At 44.1% G+C, this 18176-nt stretch carries 13 protein-coding genes and 1 tRNA gene; 8 read left to right on the plus strand and 6 right to left on the minus strand.

Annotated features, from left to right (window positions below; all coding sequences use genetic code 11):
* Nucleotides 1–13: 13 nt before the first annotated feature.
* The 3 genes from J2128_RS04900 to J2128_RS04910 are packed head-to-tail and all read right to left on the minus strand — an operon-like array spanning nt 14 to nt 3750.
* On the minus strand, nt 14–1672 hold the full coding sequence (locus J2128_RS04900; protein ID WP_209689982.1) for a helix-hairpin-helix domain-containing protein: 1659 nt from the start codon (nt 1670–1672) through the stop codon (nt 14–16).
* Nucleotides 1662–2282, minus strand: coding sequence for a 6-hydroxymethylpterin diphosphokinase MptE-like protein (locus tag J2128_RS04905; RefSeq protein ID WP_209689983.1), 621 nt, complete (start codon nt 2280–2282; stop codon nt 1662–1664). Before J2128_RS04905 ends, J2128_RS04900 begins: the two co-directional genes overlap by 11 nt.
* Nucleotides 2272–3750 carry a DHH family phosphoesterase gene (locus tag J2128_RS04910; protein ID WP_209689984.1) on the minus strand — a complete coding sequence of 493 codons (1479 nt, stop codon included), beginning with the start codon at nt 3748–3750 and terminating at the stop codon, nt 2272–2274. Before J2128_RS04910 ends, J2128_RS04905 begins: the two co-directional genes overlap by 11 nt.
* Before the next feature lie 89 nt (nt 3751–3839).
* Here J2128_RS04910 and J2128_RS04915 point away from each other — a divergent pair.
* Nucleotides 3840–3913: transfer RNA gene (locus J2128_RS04915), tRNA-Lys, on the plus strand.
* Nucleotides 3914–4172: 259 nt separating this feature from the next.
* Here J2128_RS04915 and J2128_RS04920 read toward each other — a convergent pair.
* Complete coding sequence (locus tag J2128_RS04920) at nt 4173–5063, minus strand: ABC transporter ATP-binding protein (RefSeq protein WP_209689985.1); 891 nt, start codon at nt 5061–5063, stop codon at nt 4173–4175.
* A gap of 90 nt (nt 5064–5153) precedes the next feature.
* Between J2128_RS04920 and J2128_RS04925 the strand changes: the two genes are divergently transcribed.
* From J2128_RS04925 to J2128_RS04950, 6 genes are all read left to right on the plus strand, one after another.
* Nucleotides 5154–6962: an ABC transporter permease gene (locus J2128_RS04925; RefSeq protein WP_245323313.1), complete on the plus strand. Its 1809-nt coding sequence runs from the start codon at nt 5154–5156 to the stop codon at nt 6960–6962.
* 4 nt (nt 6963–6966) lie between these two features.
* Entirely contained in the window at nt 6967–8040 is a 1074-nt protein-coding gene (locus J2128_RS04930) for an ABC transporter permease (protein WP_209689986.1), read from the plus strand.
* A gap of 207 nt (nt 8041–8247) precedes the next feature.
* Nucleotides 8248–9576: a PEGA domain-containing protein gene (locus J2128_RS04935; RefSeq protein ID WP_209689987.1), complete on the plus strand. Its 1329-nt coding sequence runs from the start codon at nt 8248–8250 to the stop codon at nt 9574–9576.
* A gap of 91 nt (nt 9577–9667) precedes the next feature.
* A complete protein-coding gene (locus tag J2128_RS04940) occupies nt 9668–10987 on the plus strand; it encodes a methyl-coenzyme M reductase glutamine C-methyltransferase (RefSeq protein ID WP_281069280.1) in 1320 nt (439 codons plus the stop codon).
* Nucleotides 10988–11009: 22 nt separating this feature from the next.
* The gene (locus J2128_RS04945) at nt 11010–12917 is read left to right on the plus strand and encodes an Nramp family divalent metal transporter (RefSeq protein WP_209689988.1); all 1908 of its coding nucleotides are present in this window, start codon (nt 11010–11012) and stop codon (nt 12915–12917) included.
* On the plus strand, nt 12914–14161 hold the full coding sequence (locus J2128_RS04950) for an ABC transporter substrate-binding protein (protein WP_209689989.1): 1248 nt from the start codon (nt 12914–12916) through the stop codon (nt 14159–14161). The genes J2128_RS04945 and J2128_RS04950 overlap by 4 nt, the downstream gene beginning before the upstream one ends.
* Nucleotides 14162–14264: 103 nt before the next feature.
* Here J2128_RS04950 and J2128_RS04955 read toward each other — a convergent pair whose 3' ends face one another.
* A complete protein-coding gene (locus tag J2128_RS04955; RefSeq protein ID WP_209689990.1) occupies nt 14265–15146 on the minus strand; it encodes a VIT1/CCC1 transporter family protein in 882 nt (293 codons plus the stop codon).
* A 375-nt stretch (nt 15147–15521) separates the two neighbouring features.
* On the opposite strand from J2128_RS04955, the gene cls reads away from it, so the two are divergent.
* On the plus strand, nt 15522–17003 hold the full coding sequence (gene cls / locus J2128_RS04960) for a cardiolipin synthase (protein WP_245323315.1): 1482 nt from the start codon (nt 15522–15524) through the stop codon (nt 17001–17003).
* A 22-nt stretch (nt 17004–17025) separates the two neighbouring features.
* On the opposite strand, the gene J2128_RS04965 is transcribed toward cls, so the two are convergent.
* The gene (locus J2128_RS04965; protein WP_209689991.1) at nt 17026–17919 is read right to left on the minus strand and encodes a PHP domain-containing protein; all 894 of its coding nucleotides are present in this window, start codon (nt 17917–17919) and stop codon (nt 17026–17028) included.
* Nucleotides 17920–18176: the final 257 nt, after the last annotated feature.

The following is an 18176-nucleotide window of genomic DNA, read 5'->3' on the forward strand; positions in this document are numbered from 1 at the left end:
ATTATGATTTTACTTAATCAAAAGTGATAAAATCTGAATAAAAATGCCTGCCTGAGACCTTTTCAAACTCATTTAATGAGTTAAACGGGCGTTTAAGGATTATATCTGCCGCGGTTTTTTTGCCGATTCCCGGAAGTTTTTTCAGGGTGTTAAAAGATGCTTTATTGACATTAAACGGTTTTTCAAAACCTGTAACAGACCTGTACCCCCAGTCCGCAACAAAGAAATCACCGACGCTTCCTTTTATAAGTCTGTAAGGAACCCCGATAAGTATCGGGTACGAGCCAAGCTGGCGGGCAAACGACATGTCACCCGAAACTTCGACAACTGCATCCAAAAGAACTGTCCCCTGTGGGAATACTTTTTTCAGCATCGGAAGATCAAAATCTCTTCTGACAGTCTCCTTGAATGCCTTAAAACTTTCATCAAATTTTCCCAAGGTATTTTCAGTATAGGCCTTCGTCCCTTCAAAAGGCATAACCTGTCTTATATTGACACGCCTTACAAGAAGACCGGACTTTAAAAGAGATGACAAAAAGGACTCATTCAGAAAATAAGTATTCTTCGTCTCGCCACACAGGCCCATAACAAAGTTAAGGCCCGGAAGAAGGTGAGGCACCCCGTTTTTATCACGCTTTGCTCCTATGTCATTTACAATCCGTACTGCACGCAACACGTCTTCAGGCATTGCCTTGAGATTGTTGCACCGGATTACTTCAGGGTCGGCCGATTCCATCCCGAAAGCCGCGGTGTCTCCTGCCGTATGCCACTTAACTATACTTTCCAGGGCCTCTTTTGACTCCACAGGATGCCTTGTTATGGTCCCGGGATTTATATTGTCGATATGAAGAGTCTTAAGGCCAAAAGCGGCATCTCTTATTCCCCTTAAAAGAGAGTCTATCTTTTCAGGAACAGGAACGGGAAACTCCTCCCCAGAGGACGCCTGGTAAGTCAGAAGGTCAGGCTGTCTTCCGAGCCTGAAGTGAAGCGCTCCTGCGTTATACAGGGCTGACACTTCTCCAAATACCCCTTTCTCAGACCTGTAACATGGCGTCCCGTAGAGATATTCAGTGCAGAAAGAGCACCCGCCACAGGCGGCACGAGAACAGCCTCTTGCCGTCTCAAGCTCACAGATAACATGTGGATATGCAGGGTGCTGTTTTATTACGCAGCTTCCGGCAGCACTTCTCCTGTCTATATCGGGATAAGAAAAAACGCCATGAGGCTTTCCTCCTTTCAATACCGAGTCAAGTGCTCCTGAAATCTCTCCTTCCAGTATATAATCATATACAGAAGAATAGCTCTCTTTTTCGGCAGGAGTTCCTCCCCCCGAAGAACTTCCGAACAGAACAGGGCCGCCAAGGCATTTTACAGGATTTTTCAGGCTTGTCCCAATCCTAAATATATCCTTTGAATTTGCAGGAGTCCCCCCCAGATATTTTCCGGGTACAGTTATTCCCGCTATGAACACGAAAAGGTCTGCCTTTTCCATATCCAGAAGAAGGGAAGGATTTTTCCTCAGTTCATCTATTGTGGTATAGGATACTGAAAAACCGTTTTCGATGCAGGCACCGGCACAGTACCTCACATAAGGTGAGATATAAGGAGAAACACCGAGACACGCAGGTTCGTCCACATATCCGTCAAGGATAAACGCCTTTTCAGATGTCATATCCGATATTAGAAAGAAGTTTTCGGGCTATCAAAAGCTTTCCGCGCTTTACAGGGTCTACCGACCTGTCATCAAGGTCAAAACCTGCAAGATTCACTTCACCGGCACCCATCTCAAGAGCGGTAAAAACAGCCCTGTCACCGTCAGTGAAGCCTCCGAAGTTGTATACGCAGTCAAATGGCCTGCTCTGCGTCGTAAGTACAACAGGGCCATTAAACCTTGGAATCCAGTTTTTTAAAAGAGGGATGTTGTCGCCGTGGGCGTGGACAACCATAATCGTCCCCTTAAGACTCATCTCAACGAAAGTTTCCTCGCACCCGTCAAGGTCTGTTGAGACGATATCAGGTCTGATACCGGCGCGGTACAGAAAATCCGCTGCAGCATCTGCGGCAAAGACAACACCGTCTATTTTTTTGATATCCTTCTTTAACGAGGGCGCGTTTCCGCAGACTGTCACCTTTTTTCCAAGGCAGGCAGACCTCAGAAATTCAATATCATCCTTATCAGTCAGGGAGCGTGCAGTTTCCGCCGCACGCTCGTCAGACTCCCTGTCAAAACCGAAATAGTCAAGGATCCGCAGATAGTGCGGTTCCCACTCATCAAACTTCATTCTGCTCTTCTTTTCCGAGACCAACAATGTCTGCAAAACGCTTCAAAAGGGGATCAATTATAAGAGAAAGAAGTTCTTCCTTGTTTTTTACAAGGGAAAAAGAGTTCAGGGGTATTCGCGCCGCCGCCATAGTCGCATGACCGCCGGCCTCGCCGACACCCTCAAATGCCTCTTTCATGACATTTCCGACATGCATCCTGATATCTTTGTTCCGTGCGGATATGGTTATATAATCATCGCCTATGCCGTATGCAACCGATGTGTTTATTCCCTCGAGCTGGATTAAAAGGTCCGCCGCCTGCGGGACGACATCACGGTTTTTGATATAGCCGACGTTCGTGAAAAGATACCCGTTCTGGACCTTTCTGTTCTTTATCGCGTCGCCAAGTGCATCCACGGTCTCAATCGACATTGAAGGCGAGGTGATTTTGTCAAGAAGTTCGCTGTCGGTTAAAGGCAAAAGAAATGCGGCGTAATTCAGATCCTGCGGGGTGATATTTCTTGAAAAGTCCCTGGTATCGGCACGGATACCATATAAAAGAGCTGTTGCAACCTTCTGGTCAACGGAAATATCAAGCTCCTGGAGATACTGCGTCATAATGCTTGCAGTTGCACCTACACCGGGGCGTATATCAACAAAGTGAACTGACCTCACCTCGTCATCCGGCATTTTGTGGTGATCGATTATTATGTCAACGTTCCTGTCAGGAGAAAGAAAATTGTTTGAACCCGGTGAAGAAGAGTCAACAAGCGCCAGATAATTGCATTCCCCAAGCATTTCCTCGCATGTCTCCAGAGTTATTTTCTGAAGCTGAATATCAAGAAGAGTTACGAAAGCACGGTTTTCCTGATGACCTATTTTGCCGTCATACAGAATTTTGCATTCCAGTTTCCCGCCGCTTGCCTCTTTCCCCAGTGCACACAAAGCCATTGCGCTTGATATCGCGTCAGGGTCTGGATTGGTGTGCAGGACAATACCCAGAACTCCCTCGCACTCGGAAAGGAAATGATACAGTTTTCTCGCAAGTCTTGAGGAATGAAGCCTCCTTATATGGTGAACTGCAGTTTTGGCAAAAACTTCCTGCGGATAAAGAGCGATGTCGGCCCCGGCCTGTTCGAGAAGCGAAAGACTCAGCCTGTCGATAGCACGTGCAATAACATACGCAGAAGGATATATATCCTTAACTTTCCTTACAGCCTCCAGATTCGCGTTTTTGTCGCTTGACAGGACAAAAACCACTTCAGGGACGGGAAGTCCCTCAAAAAGGGCGGGATCAGTTATATCCTTGGTTATTGCCTCATAATTCTGGTCTCTTAAATCCTCGACCCTTTTCTCATCATGATCAACAACAACCACGTGCTCGGTGTCACGCACAAGCTCTTCCACTACATTGTAACCGATGCTCCCGCACCCTAGCACCATGTATTTTACCCTATCAGAATTCCCGTTCGGCAGGCTTTCAGGCATGTATTATTAAATTGTCTCTCAATGGTATTTAGACAATTTCCGAAATGTTTATTAAAACACAGGTCTCACTTATGTAAGCACAAAAACGGGGGCCTGTAGCTTAGTCAGGCAGAGCGACGGACTCTTAATCCGTAGGCCAGGGGTTCAAATCCCTTCAGGCCCGCTGTGCTTTTTTGGGTTTTTTTAAATATTGCTATAATTCAGTCCGGATTTTGAGATCAAAAAGATATTTTCAGTTGAAAATAAGTAATTTCATCCTGCGGCAAATCATTTTATCAGATTTTTACATCATACAGACTGCTATTTAAAAACGCCACAAAAAAGTAATTGAGACTCTTTTTATTAACGGGATCTGCACAAACTCCAAAAAAGAGGGACAAATTGTTTAAAGAGAGATAAACGGTCTGAATAACCGGTATATTTTAGCCTATCTTAAAAAGTATATCCTCAAGACTTGGAAAATGTGATTCTACCCTTTTTATCAGGCCTCCCCCTGAAGAAACAACTTTTGTAAGCGAATTCAGGGAATCTGTATCAGAAACCTTTGCGGTGATTACTCCGGCTGACTTCTGATAACTTTCTATTATCCCCCGGAGAAGAGATTCGTCATCCAGGGTAAACTCCACCTCATAGTAAATCGATCCGAACCTTCCCCTCAGTTCGTCCATTGTCCCGAATACAACCTCCTTTCCCCTCTGGAGGATCATAACCTTGTCACAGAGCTCCTCTATCTGGTAAAGGTTATGCGCACTCAGAATTATGGTCTTTTTGCCTTTTGATTTCATTGAAACAAGAAATTCACTGATGTACTTTGATGTCATCGGGTCAAGCCCTGATGCAGGCTCATCATATACAAGATACGCCGGGTCATGTATAAGCGACCGTGCTATTGCGACCTTTCTTTTCATCCCCTTTGACAGTTCCCCTATTTTCTTATTTCCTGCGTCAAGGTCAAGGTCTTTTAACAGCTTTCTGCTCTTTGCCCTCACAGAGGATACACTCAGACCATAGATTTCCCCGAAAAAGGAGAGATAACCGTCAACGGTCATATTTTCATAAAGATGCGATTCTTCCGGGAGGTACCCGAGAGACATCTTCAGAAGATCCGGATTTTTTACTGCATCGACGCCACCCACAATAAGCTCTCCGGACGTCGGGGCGATAAGACCTGCCATTATCTTTAAAAGAGTAGTCTTTCCTGCTCCGTTGTGACCCACTATTCCAAAAATCCCTGAATCTTCAAGATTAAAGCTTATGCCGTCAAGGGCGCGAAAATCACCGTAGTCTTTGACTATTGAATCTGCGTGAATCATAACTCTTCGCTAATACCTCTTTTTTAGTGTATTAGATAAATCTTATTATAATTATAGTTCAAACTGAAAAGAAAGGAAAAACCAACTCAGATGCAGAATACGCTAAGTCAGATAAAGACTATTTCAAAGTGGGAAATCAGGCGCTTTACAGGGACAATGAGCAGGGATCTTCTTCCTATAGCATTTGCCCTTTTCATTCTGCTTATACTTGCATCAGGATTTGCCCAGCAGAACGGAATTCATCTCCAGGACAACATATACACCGTTGGCATTGATGACGAATCCGCATTCCCGGTAATCTCGACAGACAACAGGTTTACGGTTTACAAAGTGAATCCCGGCGTAACACCTGAAAGCACCGGACTGGATCTCGTAATCCTAAACGGATTTTTATTCGCTTCAGACTCTGACAAAGGCCAGGCCGCCCTTAATTCATTCGAAAAGGACTACTCGGGTTATATAGAATCCATATACAACAGGGAAGAAGACCTTTATGCCGCATACCCCCTGTGGATTGATGAAGAATATGTAAAAAGCGAGATTGACTTCACAGCAACACAAAGCGGCCAGAGGGCAGTTGCACCTCCAGACCCTTACACCAAACCTGTTCCCGACAGTGAACCTGCCCTGGTTGAAACACCATCGGCGCAGATTGACAAGCCTGTGGAAGAACTAAGATCCGAATTAATCTCAGACGAGGGAACAAATGCAAATATCGAAAGGTATGCAAATGTGCTTTCGTCTTCCAAAACGGGATCTGATTTCAAAACACCGTCACAAATTTCCCCACCCCTTCCTTTTGACTCGATAATTCTTGTATTCATTTTTATATTCCCCCTGTACTTTACGTCCCAGTTTTACATGATGAGCATTATGAACGAGAGGATTGAAAGAAGCGGAGAGCCCCTTTTGTCCACACCGGTAAAACCGTACGCCATAATTCTCGGGAAAGGTCTTCCTTATTTTGTGATGATGCTTGCAGTTGCAGCTGTCCTGACTGTCTTCATCGGTGCACCTCTTATGGTTCTTCTCCCCATACTGCCGGTAATACTCTTCTTTTTATCGAGTGCACTTCTGATAGGGATGACTGCAAGAAGTTTCAGGGAGCTCTCATTTATCTCGATATTCTTTTCTACCGTCGCCTCTTCATATCTCTTCTTTCCCAGCATATTCGCAAATATACACATTGTAAGCCTGATATCCCCCCTTACTCTTGTAATATACCAGATACAGGGCGACGGGTTTACTGCATATGACTACTTGTACTCGACTTCCCTCTTTTTCCTTACAAGTGCTGTTATGTTCTTCCTTGCTGCGAGAAATTTTAACGAAGAAAGGCTTTTTAATTACCACAGGTTTATCCCGAGGCTCACGGAGTTCATCGGGTCGGTTATCTCTGAAAAAAGGACGAACCTTTCGTTATTCGCCATAAGTATCTGCTGCGTTCCTTTCGTCTTTATGGTCCAGATGATGCTGCTTGTCCTTTTGTTCAACTTTCCCATGCCTTATTCGGTTGTTATGCTCCTGGTTTCTGCGGCATTTGTAGAGGAATTAGCGAAATCCGTCGGCATATATACTCTTTTTTCAAAAAGACCGGGTTACATGACCTGGAAGAACATACTTGCAGGGTCTTTTTTTGTGGCTGCAGGATTTTTAACCGGGGAAAAACTGCTTTTATTTGCAACTCTCTCGGAAATTTCAGACTCCGTATTCGGAACGGTCATGTTTGCAAGCCTTCAGGTTTTATGGCTTCCGTTTCTTCTTCACCTGGCAGGTGTTCTGACCACATCATCGGTACTGAAATTTGGGGGCAGAAGGATGTACATACCTGCCCTGATTCTTGCAACGATTGTGCACAGCCTGTATAACCTTTATTTTATTCTCGGATGGTCAGGGTGAGGAAATGAATCTTAAAAACGTTGAAATAATAGCTAAAAAAGAACTTAAGAGCCTTGCCGACGAGAAGACCATAATCCTTGCAATTGTCCTTCAGCTTTTTATCGCAATGTTCTCATCGTTTCTTCTCATAGGACTTGCGTCAATGTACAACCCTGACTCCATAAGCAGTTACTCGAACGTAAAATACCCGGTTGCATACACAGGCGAGCCGTCGGAAGTCCTTACATACCTTCGGGACAGCAGTGATTTCGTCGTATACGAAATGGACCTTTCGACAGCGGTTGAAGCACTGAAGGAAAGAAAACTTTCCGCAGTACTGTGGATGCCCGATACAGCTCCGGATTATGAATACCCTGTAAAAATTACTCTTTACACAATTGGAAACGATATTCAGTCAAGTCTTGTAAACGTCAAATTAAAGCAGATTTTACTGAAATATGAGGATAAACTCCGTGAAATAAGAAGTGACAGGCTGAACGGAGAAATTGTGGACATAAAAATTCCCGCATCAGACCCGTCGGGAGACTTCTACGAGTTTGTATACGGCCTTCTGATACCACTTCTCCTGTTTATGCCGGCGATTATATCCGGGGCACTGATAATCGATATGATAACTGAAGAATACCAGGAGAGTACCCTTGAAACCCTTCTTTCAACGCCCATAGGATTTTCCGAAGTTGTCTGGGGAAAAACAGCCGCATGCTTTATTCTGGTTCCGGTCCAAGCGGCTGCGTGGCTTACGCTTTTAATGGTAAACGGAATTGCAGTTGCGGGCTTTATACCAATACTTCTGCATATATCAGTAGCTTCCCTTGTAATTATCCTTGCAGGTGCAATTATCGCACTCAAGTATCACGAAAGGACAAACGCACAGTTTGTATTTTCAGCCGCAATAGTAGCCGTCATACTCATATTTCTTGCCTTTCCGATGAACACCGCAAATATCATTGTCAGGCTCTCTGTCGGTTCAATCGGAAGTGAGCACTGGTTAATACTTGGAATAATATTGGCCATTGCAGCAGCACTGGCATATATAGTTACAGGGTACTCGGAAAAGATGCGGGCAAAATTTATATAATATATATGAACCAAAAAAGTCGTTACTTCAGATATTTCTCAACCGGCTCAAAATGCATTAAAGTATATTGGAATTAATAAACTCAATATATATTTTTGGAAAACTGTTTTAAATTAGATTCACTATTTTTTTATAAAATGCATCCCATGATCGCAAATCAAAGACAAAACATTAATAGTGAGGAAGTTATATTCTGGTCTGATAAAAATGTCACATAAGATTCTTTTCAGATTTGGTCTTCTTTTAGTAGCTGTCCTGGCTGTAATCTCCATTCCGGCCGGAGCAGAGCAGATAGTCGGAAACCAGGTCGGATGGATTGCATTCCATACAAATGTCGACGGAGTGACAATCTACGTGGACGGGAATGCCGTAGGAACAACAACAGATCAGGTATATACGTACACCGTGTCCCTTGACGGAAGCCCGAGCAGCATGCCGAAAACAGCATATGCCACAAAATCAGGGTATTCAAACAGTAACACACAGAGCCTTGCCGTGCCTGATGTAGGTGAGACACTAAACTATTATTTCACACTGAACCCATCAGGACCTAAAACAGGCTCAATATACGTAACTTCAGTGCCCAACAATGCAATGGTATACATTGACGGCTCATACGTTGGAAATACGCCACAACTGTCATCAGGCATATCACCCGGAAACCACAATGTCCAGATCACAAAAACAGGGTATCAGGAGTGGGGATCAACAGCTTACGTATCAGCCGGAAACACGGCCTCGCTGCAGGCGTCTCTTACTGCAGTAAGCCAATACGGAAGCATATCTGTAAAATCCTCACCGTCAGGTGCAAGCGTATACCTTGACGGAAACTATCAGGGACAGACACCAACGGTAATATCAGGTGTCATCAAAGGTTCCCATACACTGGAACTGAACAAAGCAGGTTATTACGAGTGGAGCGGGTATGTAACCGTATCTGTAGGACAGACATCATCAGTCTACCCGACCCTTGACCCTATTCCTTCACCACAGGCAGGTACACTTTACATATCATCAACGCCCGGAAATGCCTACATCTACCTTGACGGAAGTTACCAGGGCGTTACACCGTCCTCAGGAAGCTACGTCATAGATAATGTAAACTCAGGTTCACACACAGTAAAACTGACTCTGTCAGGATACCAGGATTCGACAACATCAGTATCTGTTCCGCCCGGAGGCACTGCAACGGTTTCAATTCCAATGACCGCAAAAGGTTCTTCCGTAACAACCGGGACACTTGAAATATCCTCCAGTCCTACAAAAGCAAATGTCTACATTGACAACCAGTACAAAGGCATAACGCCGCTTACATTGTCACTTGATGCAGGACAGTACTCCGTTACCTTCAGACTCACAGGATATACTGATTCGACAACAACTGCAACTGTTAATGCAGGAGCAAGCTCTACAATACAGGGTTCACTTGTCCCGGCATCAGAGCCGACCCAGTCGGGAACCCTCCCATTTGCCGTCATAGGCGGCATACTGGCAGCAGCACTTATACTTGCAGTCGGAATGAAAAAGAAGGACTAAATTAATTCAAAACTTCCTTTTTTTGTCGCTTCATTTTACTGCAAAAAAACTTTAATCGGATGCTTTTTTGCTTTTACACCATATAGATATTATGAGTCGCATGAAATTCACCGTTATATCTCCTGAAGTATACACATACGGGGCAATGCTTGTCGCAGGAATTCTAAAGGACAACGGGTATGAAGTGACTTTAAAAAGAAGACTTTCAGCGGAAAAAAAGAGTACGGTTATGCTGAGTCTTTATTCAACGCAGCACCTCCTTTCAGACGAGATTAAAGAATTCATATCAAAGCACAGAAAAAACGGTGGAACTGTATATATAGGCGGTCCGGTATCAGCGTACCCTGAGATGGTATTAGGTGAACTAAAACCCGATGCCGTAATTGCAGGGGAAGGAGAAAATTCCGTGCCTTATGTCGCGAAACTCGGCATATCATCCGGTACACCCGGACTTGCATACACAGGCCCGGATGGTAATATTATAAGAACAAAAGCAGTAGCGCCTGCGTCCATGAAACGCCCGCTTCCGCTGATTCCCGATGATATATCATCCCAGAGCATCAGGGGGGCATCAGCGTACATTGAGACTCACAGGGGATGCACAGGTGCATGCACATTCTGCCAGGTCCCCAGATATTTTGGAAGGGAGATCAGAAGCAGAGATCTTCCGGACATTCTTGAAGAAGTAAAAGAATTCAAAAAGCACGGTGCAACGAGAATTTCCGTATCCGGCGGAACCGGCTCACTATACCAGTACAGGAACGGAAAAATAAACGAGGATGCATTCATTGAACTTCTCAGGGGAATGGCAAAAATTATGGGGAAAAACAATGTCTCATCCCCTGATATCAGAGTAGACTGCATAAATGAAAGAATAGCACAGGCAATAAGGGAATACACAATAGGCTGGGTGTTTTTCGGCCTTGAGTCGGGAAGCGACAAAATACTTAAGGTGATGGGAAAAGGCGTATCCGTCAGCCAGGCGTCGGATGCCGTATACAGGTGCAGGGACTTTGGACTTAAAGTTGCGGGAAGTTTCATCGTCGGTCACCCTCTTGAGACTGCAGAGGACTTCGAAAAGACTAAGGATTTCATAACAGAACACTGCCTTGACGATGTCTTCGTATCCATCGCAGAACCAATCCCAAAAACTCCGCTTGCAGAACTCGTCCTAAATACACCTAAAGAAAAGAGTCCTCTTTATATGCCGCACAAAGGTGAATACATGGCGTTAAAGCTTACCGAAAGCGAAGCAAGGTCTTTTGACCTGCAGATGCACGCTGACATGTTCAAGCCGAATCTTCATGTAGTGACTGACGAGATATTCAATGCATACCTTTTTGGAGTCAGAAAGGACGGAAAAGAGATAAGAGCCGCAACAGAGCTTCTTTTCAAATATTACGGGAAGTGAATTGTATAAACCAGGGTCTAAAATGGATTTCAAGATAAAAACCAAAATTCCTGAATTCCTCTCCGGCAGGATGAAATTTATCGGCCCTGGTCTTCTCCTTGCAATAGCAGCAGCAGGTGAAAGCGGGATCTCCGAAGCGCTGGAAATAGGTGCGCATTATCATTTTGCACTGATTTGGGTCATAGTTCTCACTCTTGTTTTTAAATTTGCATTCACAAACGGAATTGCAAGGTATACTCTTTCAACCGGAGATACTATCTTTGAGGGCCTTAAGACAATTCCCGGACCAAAAAACTGGACTGTGGTCTTTGTAACGCTGATTTTCCTTCTTGAAATGTTTGCATTCGGGGGAATGCTTCTTTTTGGTGCGATATTTCTCGATTACTACCTTCCCGGTGTATACCTTGAAAATCTTCTTGCACTTCTGACTCTTGCAGTCACCCTGTTTCTTTTGTGGAAAGACTCATACGAAAGGGTGGAAAAGGTCGTTATAGCAATTGCAATCTGCCTGTTTGTCGGAATCGGCTACTGTCTTCTTGAATTCAGCCTGCCTTTCGGGTCCATCGCCCTGGGTCTTATCCCTAAAATCCCTCACGGCTCTGTTCTATCCATAATGGCCCTTATGGGAGCAGTAGGTTCGGGCCTGAACCTCTTACTGTATTCGGTCTGGCTTTCGGAGAAAAGCCGGGGTGAACACGGACCTGCATACTTCAGGCGCTATATAAGCATTGTAAACCTTGACATAGCATTCGCCTTTGTCATCGTGGCACTTATAACCATACTCTTTCTGACACTCGGCGTAAGCGGTTTTGTCGTGTCATTCATAGGTCAGGGAGAAGAGCTGACCCTTGACGCAATTATTGTTCAGGTCCTCTATGTCCTATCAAACATACCATTTGGGGACTCTTTTTTCCTGATATTCGGTTATCTCATAATGTTCGGTGCCACTATAACAGGAATGGACGGTCGTGCACGTGCAATATCCTCGGTCATAAAAAGCTCATCAAAAACGAAACTTTCTGAAATTCAGCTTTACAGGATAATTCTCGGGGTATTTACGGTCATTATTGCTTCGGCAATTTTCTGGGGTGAGCCTTCCGCAGTCATACATACAGTTTCAGCGGTCGCTGCGATAATGTTTGCACTTCTCGGGTTTATGCTGATATACATTGACCTGAATCTTCCGGAATACGCCCGCGGAAACAGGGTCTGGCTTCTTGTGATGACACTTGGAAGCTCGGTCTTCCTTTTGATGGCACTTATAATGGAAGGTTCTTTCATATCAGTAGGTCTTCCTTTAATCGAACGTCTTGTTCTTCTAATAGTCCCGGTATACATATTCATGAAGACAGACCTCTTTAAAAAATGCATCAACAAAAATCACGATATTTACGACCTGCTCTGGGTCATACTGATATTCGGGGCAATATCTGTATACGGAACGTTCCGGGGCATTCCGGTTGACAACATAACAATAAACGTGGGACATGTCGGCCCGATGATTGCAGGATTTATATGCGGACCGTTTGCGGGCTTTATGGCAGGCGCTATAGGCGGTGCATACATTCTCAGCACAGGAGAAATGTATTCCGAAATATTTGCCGCAGGAACTATATTTGCAGGCATATTTCCGGTACTTATGCTTAGACTCTGGAAGGAAAATCTCACATATTCCAGGGCGGCAGTTGTAGTAGTCATAGCAGAGGTCTTTAACTTTATCGTCATCCCGCTTTTATTCGGTGTCGGACTTACTGACACCACAGCACTTGTCAGGAAAAGTTTCCTTCCTACCCTTATTGCAAACATGACCGGCGTTTTAATATTTGTATATTTCCTTAAGGAAGGCCGCCACAGTAACTCCTTCGTGAGAGGTGAAAAGGGAAACCTGTTTAAAAAGAACAGCGAATGCCGGGGTGACTTAGAGAAATGAGAACAAAATCCGTTCTGTTCTGTTTAAAAAATTCTGCTCCGACGGTACTGTTTCTCCTGATAATCATGTCCGGATTTCTGTATTTGTACCTGTACAACTTCGGGCCCCCGCCGGAAAGCTACCCTGAAGGGAACAATTTGACCGTAGGTGCCATAGTTCCACTTTCGGGAAGCATGAAAACATACGGGACTGAAGTCAGACAGGGAATTGAAATGGCAGTATCGGACATCAACAAAGAAGGCGGCATAAAGGGCAAAAATGTCACGGTTGAATATTTCGACAACCTCGGAAGTTCAAACCTCGCCATATTCGGGTTCAAAAAATTCTGCGAAGACGGCATACCTGTTGTAATCGGACCTGTTTCAAGTTCGGCGGCACTGGCTGTCGCCCCGGTTGCAGAAGAAGAAAAAACGGTCATGATATCTCCTTCAGCAACAAACCCCGGCCTTACAAAATATCCGGATTATGTTTTCAGGACAATCTCATCCGATGCCTACCAGGGCAAAGGAATAGCAAAAGTGCTTATGACCGTACACCCTGAAGTAAAGACCGCGGCTGTAATTTATATTAACACATCATACGGAAAGAGCCTCAACAGCTCATTCTGCACATGGTTTCCAAAAGCAGGCGGGCAGGTGATATTCTGTGAAAGCTACGAGGAGGGAGGGACTGATTACTACTACCTTGTCGATGAAATTTCAGAAGCAAATCCCGATGCGGTGGTGGTGCTCGGAACTTTGCAGGATGCAGAGACTATCCTCAAAGATGCTTCTGAAAAAAAGCTTGACGTGGTCTGGTTCGGATCGGAGGGACTCATAAACGACGGACTGTACGAATATGCAGGCGAATATGTCAACGGAATGTACGCACTCATGCAGTCAAGCCAGATACAGTCCGGGACATTCATTAAAAGATACGAGTCTTTGTACAATACAACCACAATTGACTGGCCTGTGTCATACGGCTACGACACCATGCAGATTATCGCGGAAGCTCTCAGGGCCTCGGATTACAACGGAAAAAGTATAAGCGGGTCACTGAAAAGAATCAGGCACATGGGGCTCTGCGGCCCGAAAGTATTCGATGAAAACGGAGACATCCCTCCTGCATATGATATTATGAGGATAGAAGACGGAAAATGGGTACGCGTAAAATGGAACGAAGTTGTATTCAGCGATGATGACGAGGATGAAGAAGAAATCCTTGGAAATGTCCTCAAATCGTATTCATCAGAGAATGTGTAAATATTTCAATAGTATAGTCAAAAGAAAAAAATCGTGTTTTTTAGAGACCAGATGAGATAAACAACCCTTTTCTGAAAATTATAAAAAACAGGTTTTCCTGAAATCATACATCCACGCCGAAAACAATTTTTACAACTGCACCGAGTATAAACGACAGGGCCGCAACACCCAGGCTTATTGCTGCCATCTCCAAAAACCTCCTCCTAAACTCAAGCTCTTTTGCAACGGCAATGTAGAAGTTGAATATGAATATAACAGCAATTCCTATCGCAAGGGTTGCACCGAGTGCAACGATATAGTTTTTGAATAAAAAGTACGGCAATATAAGAAGAAAGACAGTTACGATATACGCTGCACCTGTATATGTCGCGGCCCGGAGAGGGTCTTTTTCAGCGCTTCCTTCAGCCTTTTCAGAGAGATATTCGGATGTTGCCATTGAAAGGGCTGCGGCAATACCGGTGATAAGCCCTATAGCACCTATAAGAGTTGTATCCTGCAAAGCAAACGAAAATCCGGCAAGAGCACCTGTGAGCTCTACAAGGGCGTCGTTTAACCCCAGCACTACAGAACCTGCATAATTCAGCCTCTCTTCATTTATCATCGCGGCAAGTTCAAGCTCGTGCTTCTCTTCGTCGGCAATAATTTGTCCTGTTTCAGGATATTCATTTTTTATTAAAGTATAATCGGAATAGGCTTTATTTTCACCATTTTCCATAAGTTTGATAGTGAAGGTAAGGCCGAACACTCCTGCCATCACCGAATACCAGAATATTTTTATCCTGTCAGGTTCCTCGGTTTTTCCGGTTATGCCCATAAAACTTTTGTAATGGACCATCTCCTCTTCAGCAATCCTGTTTAGTATTTCTCTGTTGTGCCCGTCCCTTTCCCTTGCGGCAAGTATCCTGTAAATGTGGTGTTCAGTTATTTCATTTTTCTGAAACTTTGCAACAACAGGTGATACATCATTAAATCCGGCACTCTGCATATTCTCAAATCTTCTCCGTTTTATTTATCCAGACATGAAAATTATTTGTATCTCATACTTTGTCAGGCTTACTGGTCAGGATAAAAAAGCAAAACAGCCTGCGGGACGACGCAGGTGCACAGAGTGCATAAAATCCCATCCGACCAAAAAAAACGGTATTCTCTGGACACCGCGGGGAGGATTTTTCCTGACCCCCAGATAAACAATGGATTCGTTTTTTGGGGGGGAAAGAGGAAAAGTTACCTGCAGCCTTCCTGTATTTTATTAAATAACCAGACAAAGACACAACCTGATTTTATTAAACGTGAGAAAAAGAATACCTGAAACTGAAAAGTTTTTCTATAACCCGGGTGAAATTCATCACTACGGAAAACAATGATGTCCTTTATTCTTGACTATATCCTTTCATCAGGAACAGGTCTGATTTCAGATATTCATGTTTTGATACTTATCATCAATTTCTTCTTTGCGGTCTCAATCATATTCATCGAGAGAAGAGACCCGACTTCAGCACTATTATGGGTTACAATACTGGCTCTTATTCCCATTGCAGGAATTATCGCTTACCTTATATTCGGGCAGAACCTCTACAAGGCAAAAATATTCAGGATAAAGGAAGAAGACGACAGAAAAATTCAGGAGATAATTTCCAGGCAGAAAGAATTCGTCGATAATATCAGGATTCCATGGGACGACAAGGCAGGAGACTACATAGGCCTTGTAAGAATGCTCCTTGAAACGAACTATGCGGAGGTGACGGACAACAACGAAGTCGAGATTTATACAGACGGCCGGAAAAAATTCGAAGCCCTTATTGAAGCAATAAAATCCGCGAAAGAATCCGTCAATATTCAGTACTACGTTATAAGAAACGATGAAATTTCAAAGAAAATCATCTCCATTCTGGCTGAAAAGGCACGCCAGGGTGTAAAGGTGCGTGTACTCGGCGATGCCGTAGGATGCCACCAGCTGCCGCGTAATTTTTTTGATGAACTCAAAAAGGCCGGCGGTGAGACCGCATTTTTCTTCAGGTCAAAATACCTCCACATCAACATAAGGATAAACTACAGGAATCACCGTAAAATCGCTGTCATCGACGGAAAAACCGGGTTTATAGGCGGATTCAACCTGGGCGACGAGTACCTCGGGAAAGGTCCTCTAGGATACTGGAGAGATACGCACCTGAAAATAACGGGCGGTGCCGTTTACTCACTTCAGTCACGCTTTTTCCTCGACTGGAACCACGCTGCAGAAAAGGACATAGGCTTTTTTGACGGGATGTATTTCCCACGTGCACCGTTTAAAAGGGGTACATTTATGCAAATTGCGTCAAGCGGTCCGGATTCACAGGGGGAGAGCATAAAGATGGGCTATATAAAGCTAATAAACAACGCCCGTGAAAGCATCCTTATCCAGACGCCATATTTTATTCCCGACAAAAGTATCCTGGACTCATTGAAAATTGCCGCAGGTTCCGGTGTTGATGTGAAAATAATGTTTCCGTGCAGACCTGACCATCCCTTCGTCTACTGGGCAGGATTTTCATATCTCTGGGAGCTGATGGAGTCTGGTGTCCGCGTATTCACTTACAACAGGGGATTTATTCATGCAAAAACCATCGTCGTCGACGGGATGGCGTCATCGGTCGGAAGCGCCAACTGGGATATAAGAAGTTTCAGCTTAAACTTTGAATCAAATGCCTTCATTTACGATGAAACGGTCTCAGGAAAGCTTAAAAATATATTTGAAGAGGACCTTAAGTACTGTTCCGAAAAAACAAATGATGACTACAACAACAGGACCGTTGCCGTGAGATTTAAGGAGTCCATATCAAGACTGTTCTCGCAGGTCCTATAATTCACTTTCACAGTGCCGAATATTACGGCTGCCTCTTCCTGCCAAATGTTTTCTCTTCGAAAGACTTCAGCCTGGGGATATTCTGCCTGTAATGAATCTGAAGCGATGGTATGGTGTACCTGAAATATTTCGGAAGAATTGCGGTTGCCATTACCCCTTTTCTGATTAAACCGTTCTCCTGGCCGATAACACTGTTTCTTTTGCGAATTACCTCTTCAAGAAATTCCCCGGCGTCTTCGGCATAAGAACATGTCAGGACATTTCCGAGGTCATGAAGAAGGTGACCGTCTGTCCCGCCTGTCATTGAAAGATTTTTTTCTGACGCAAGCTTTACCGCCTTAATGTTGAGCTTTCTTGTCATACCCCCTGAAATTACTTCAAGACCGGAAAACCTGCTGATTATTTCAGGACTCATACAGTCACGCTCTATGCATTTTCCAAGTCCTTTGTTGAACAGGAGATACCCAAACGGGTGAGCAGCCACAGGGACCGCGTTGTAATCGTCAGAAGGCTCAACAATATCTTCGGTGTTCAGTTTCGTCGCAAGATAAGGGCTTTTGCTTTTTTTTCTCTCGACTATTTTTTTGTAGTACTCCGTAAGGTCGCCGACGGAAAAGAAGTACATGAGAATATGCGGGCCGTCCCATGCACTGATCTCGATCCCTGGAACGTTTAAAACCGATTTATCGGTTTTTCCTGCCTCGATGACCCCCCTTATTTCGTTGTGGTCAGTTATTGAAAGACCGATACCTCTTGAGCGTGCAAGCTTCAGCGCATCCTTAACGCGGGTATGCGAGTCGGAGTGATTAGTATGAAAATGCATGTCAACTCCGGTGGCACCGCTTTTTTTCAGGTCTTCAAAATCAGGACGACCAAAAATAACTTTTGAAGGCCCGTATTTTTCATCTGAGTCCATATTTTTTCCCTTGCATCTTAAAAACCTTATTTACTTTCGTAAAAGTATTATCGTAAAATACTATATAGGGATTTTTCAGAAGTCTTCTTTGTTTTCGTCTGCCAATGCCACTCTGCTTACACTGGATTATTTACAAAAAGTCCGGCAAAATCACCTGAAACAAACCTGATTTTTCATTTTTTTCAGGTTTTATAAGGCAATAAAAAAGGAAGTGTCATCAGGCCCCTGTATTTTTCAGATTTCAGTATTAACACGGC

Origin of the sequence: Methanomicrobium sp. W14 (assembly GCF_017875315.1) — an archaeon.
Taxonomy (GTDB): Archaea; Halobacteriota; Methanomicrobia; order Methanomicrobiales; family Methanomicrobiaceae; genus Methanomicrobium.

Bases quoted from the DNA above. Each gene is read 5' to 3' on its own strand.
- J2128_RS04920 (WP_209689985.1), bottom strand. From the start codon at position 5,063: ATGATTCACGCAGATTCAATAGTCAAAGACTACGGTGATTTTCGCGCC.
- J2128_RS04965 (WP_209689991.1), bottom strand. From the start codon at position 17,919: ATGGACTCAGATGAAAAATACGGGCCTTCAAAAGTTATTTTTGGTCGT.
- J2128_RS04925 (WP_245323313.1), top strand. From the start codon at position 5,154: ATGCAGAATACGCTAAGTCAGATAAAGACTATTTCAAAGTGGGAAATC.
- J2128_RS04930 (WP_209689986.1), top strand. From the start codon at position 6,967: ATGAATCTTAAAAACGTTGAAATAATAGCTAAAAAAGAACTTAAGAGC.
- J2128_RS04900 (WP_209689982.1), bottom strand. From the start codon at position 1,672: ATGACATCTGAAAAGGCGTTTATCCTTGACGGATATGTGGACGAACCT.
- J2128_RS04945 (WP_209689988.1), top strand. From the start codon at position 11,010: ATGGATTTCAAGATAAAAACCAAAATTCCTGAATTCCTCTCCGGCAGG.
- cls (WP_245323315.1), top strand. From the start codon at position 15,522: ATGATGTCCTTTATTCTTGACTATATCCTTTCATCAGGAACAGGTCTG.
- J2128_RS04910 (WP_209689984.1), bottom strand. From the start codon at position 3,750: ATGCCTGAAAGCCTGCCGAACGGGAATTCTGATAGGGTAAAATACATG.
- J2128_RS04935 (WP_209689987.1), top strand. From the start codon at position 8,248: ATGTCACATAAGATTCTTTTCAGATTTGGTCTTCTTTTAGTAGCTGTC.
- J2128_RS04950 (WP_209689989.1), top strand. From the start codon at position 12,914: ATGAGAACAAAATCCGTTCTGTTCTGTTTAAAAAATTCTGCTCCGACG.
- J2128_RS04940 (WP_281069280.1), top strand. From the start codon at position 9,668: ATGAGTCGCATGAAATTCACCGTTATATCTCCTGAAGTATACACATAC.
- J2128_RS04955 (WP_209689990.1), bottom strand. From the start codon at position 15,146: ATGCAGAGTGCCGGATTTAATGATGTATCACCTGTTGTTGCAAAGTTT.
- J2128_RS04905 (WP_209689983.1), bottom strand. From the start codon at position 2,282: ATGAAGTTTGATGAGTGGGAACCGCACTATCTGCGGATCCTTGACTAT.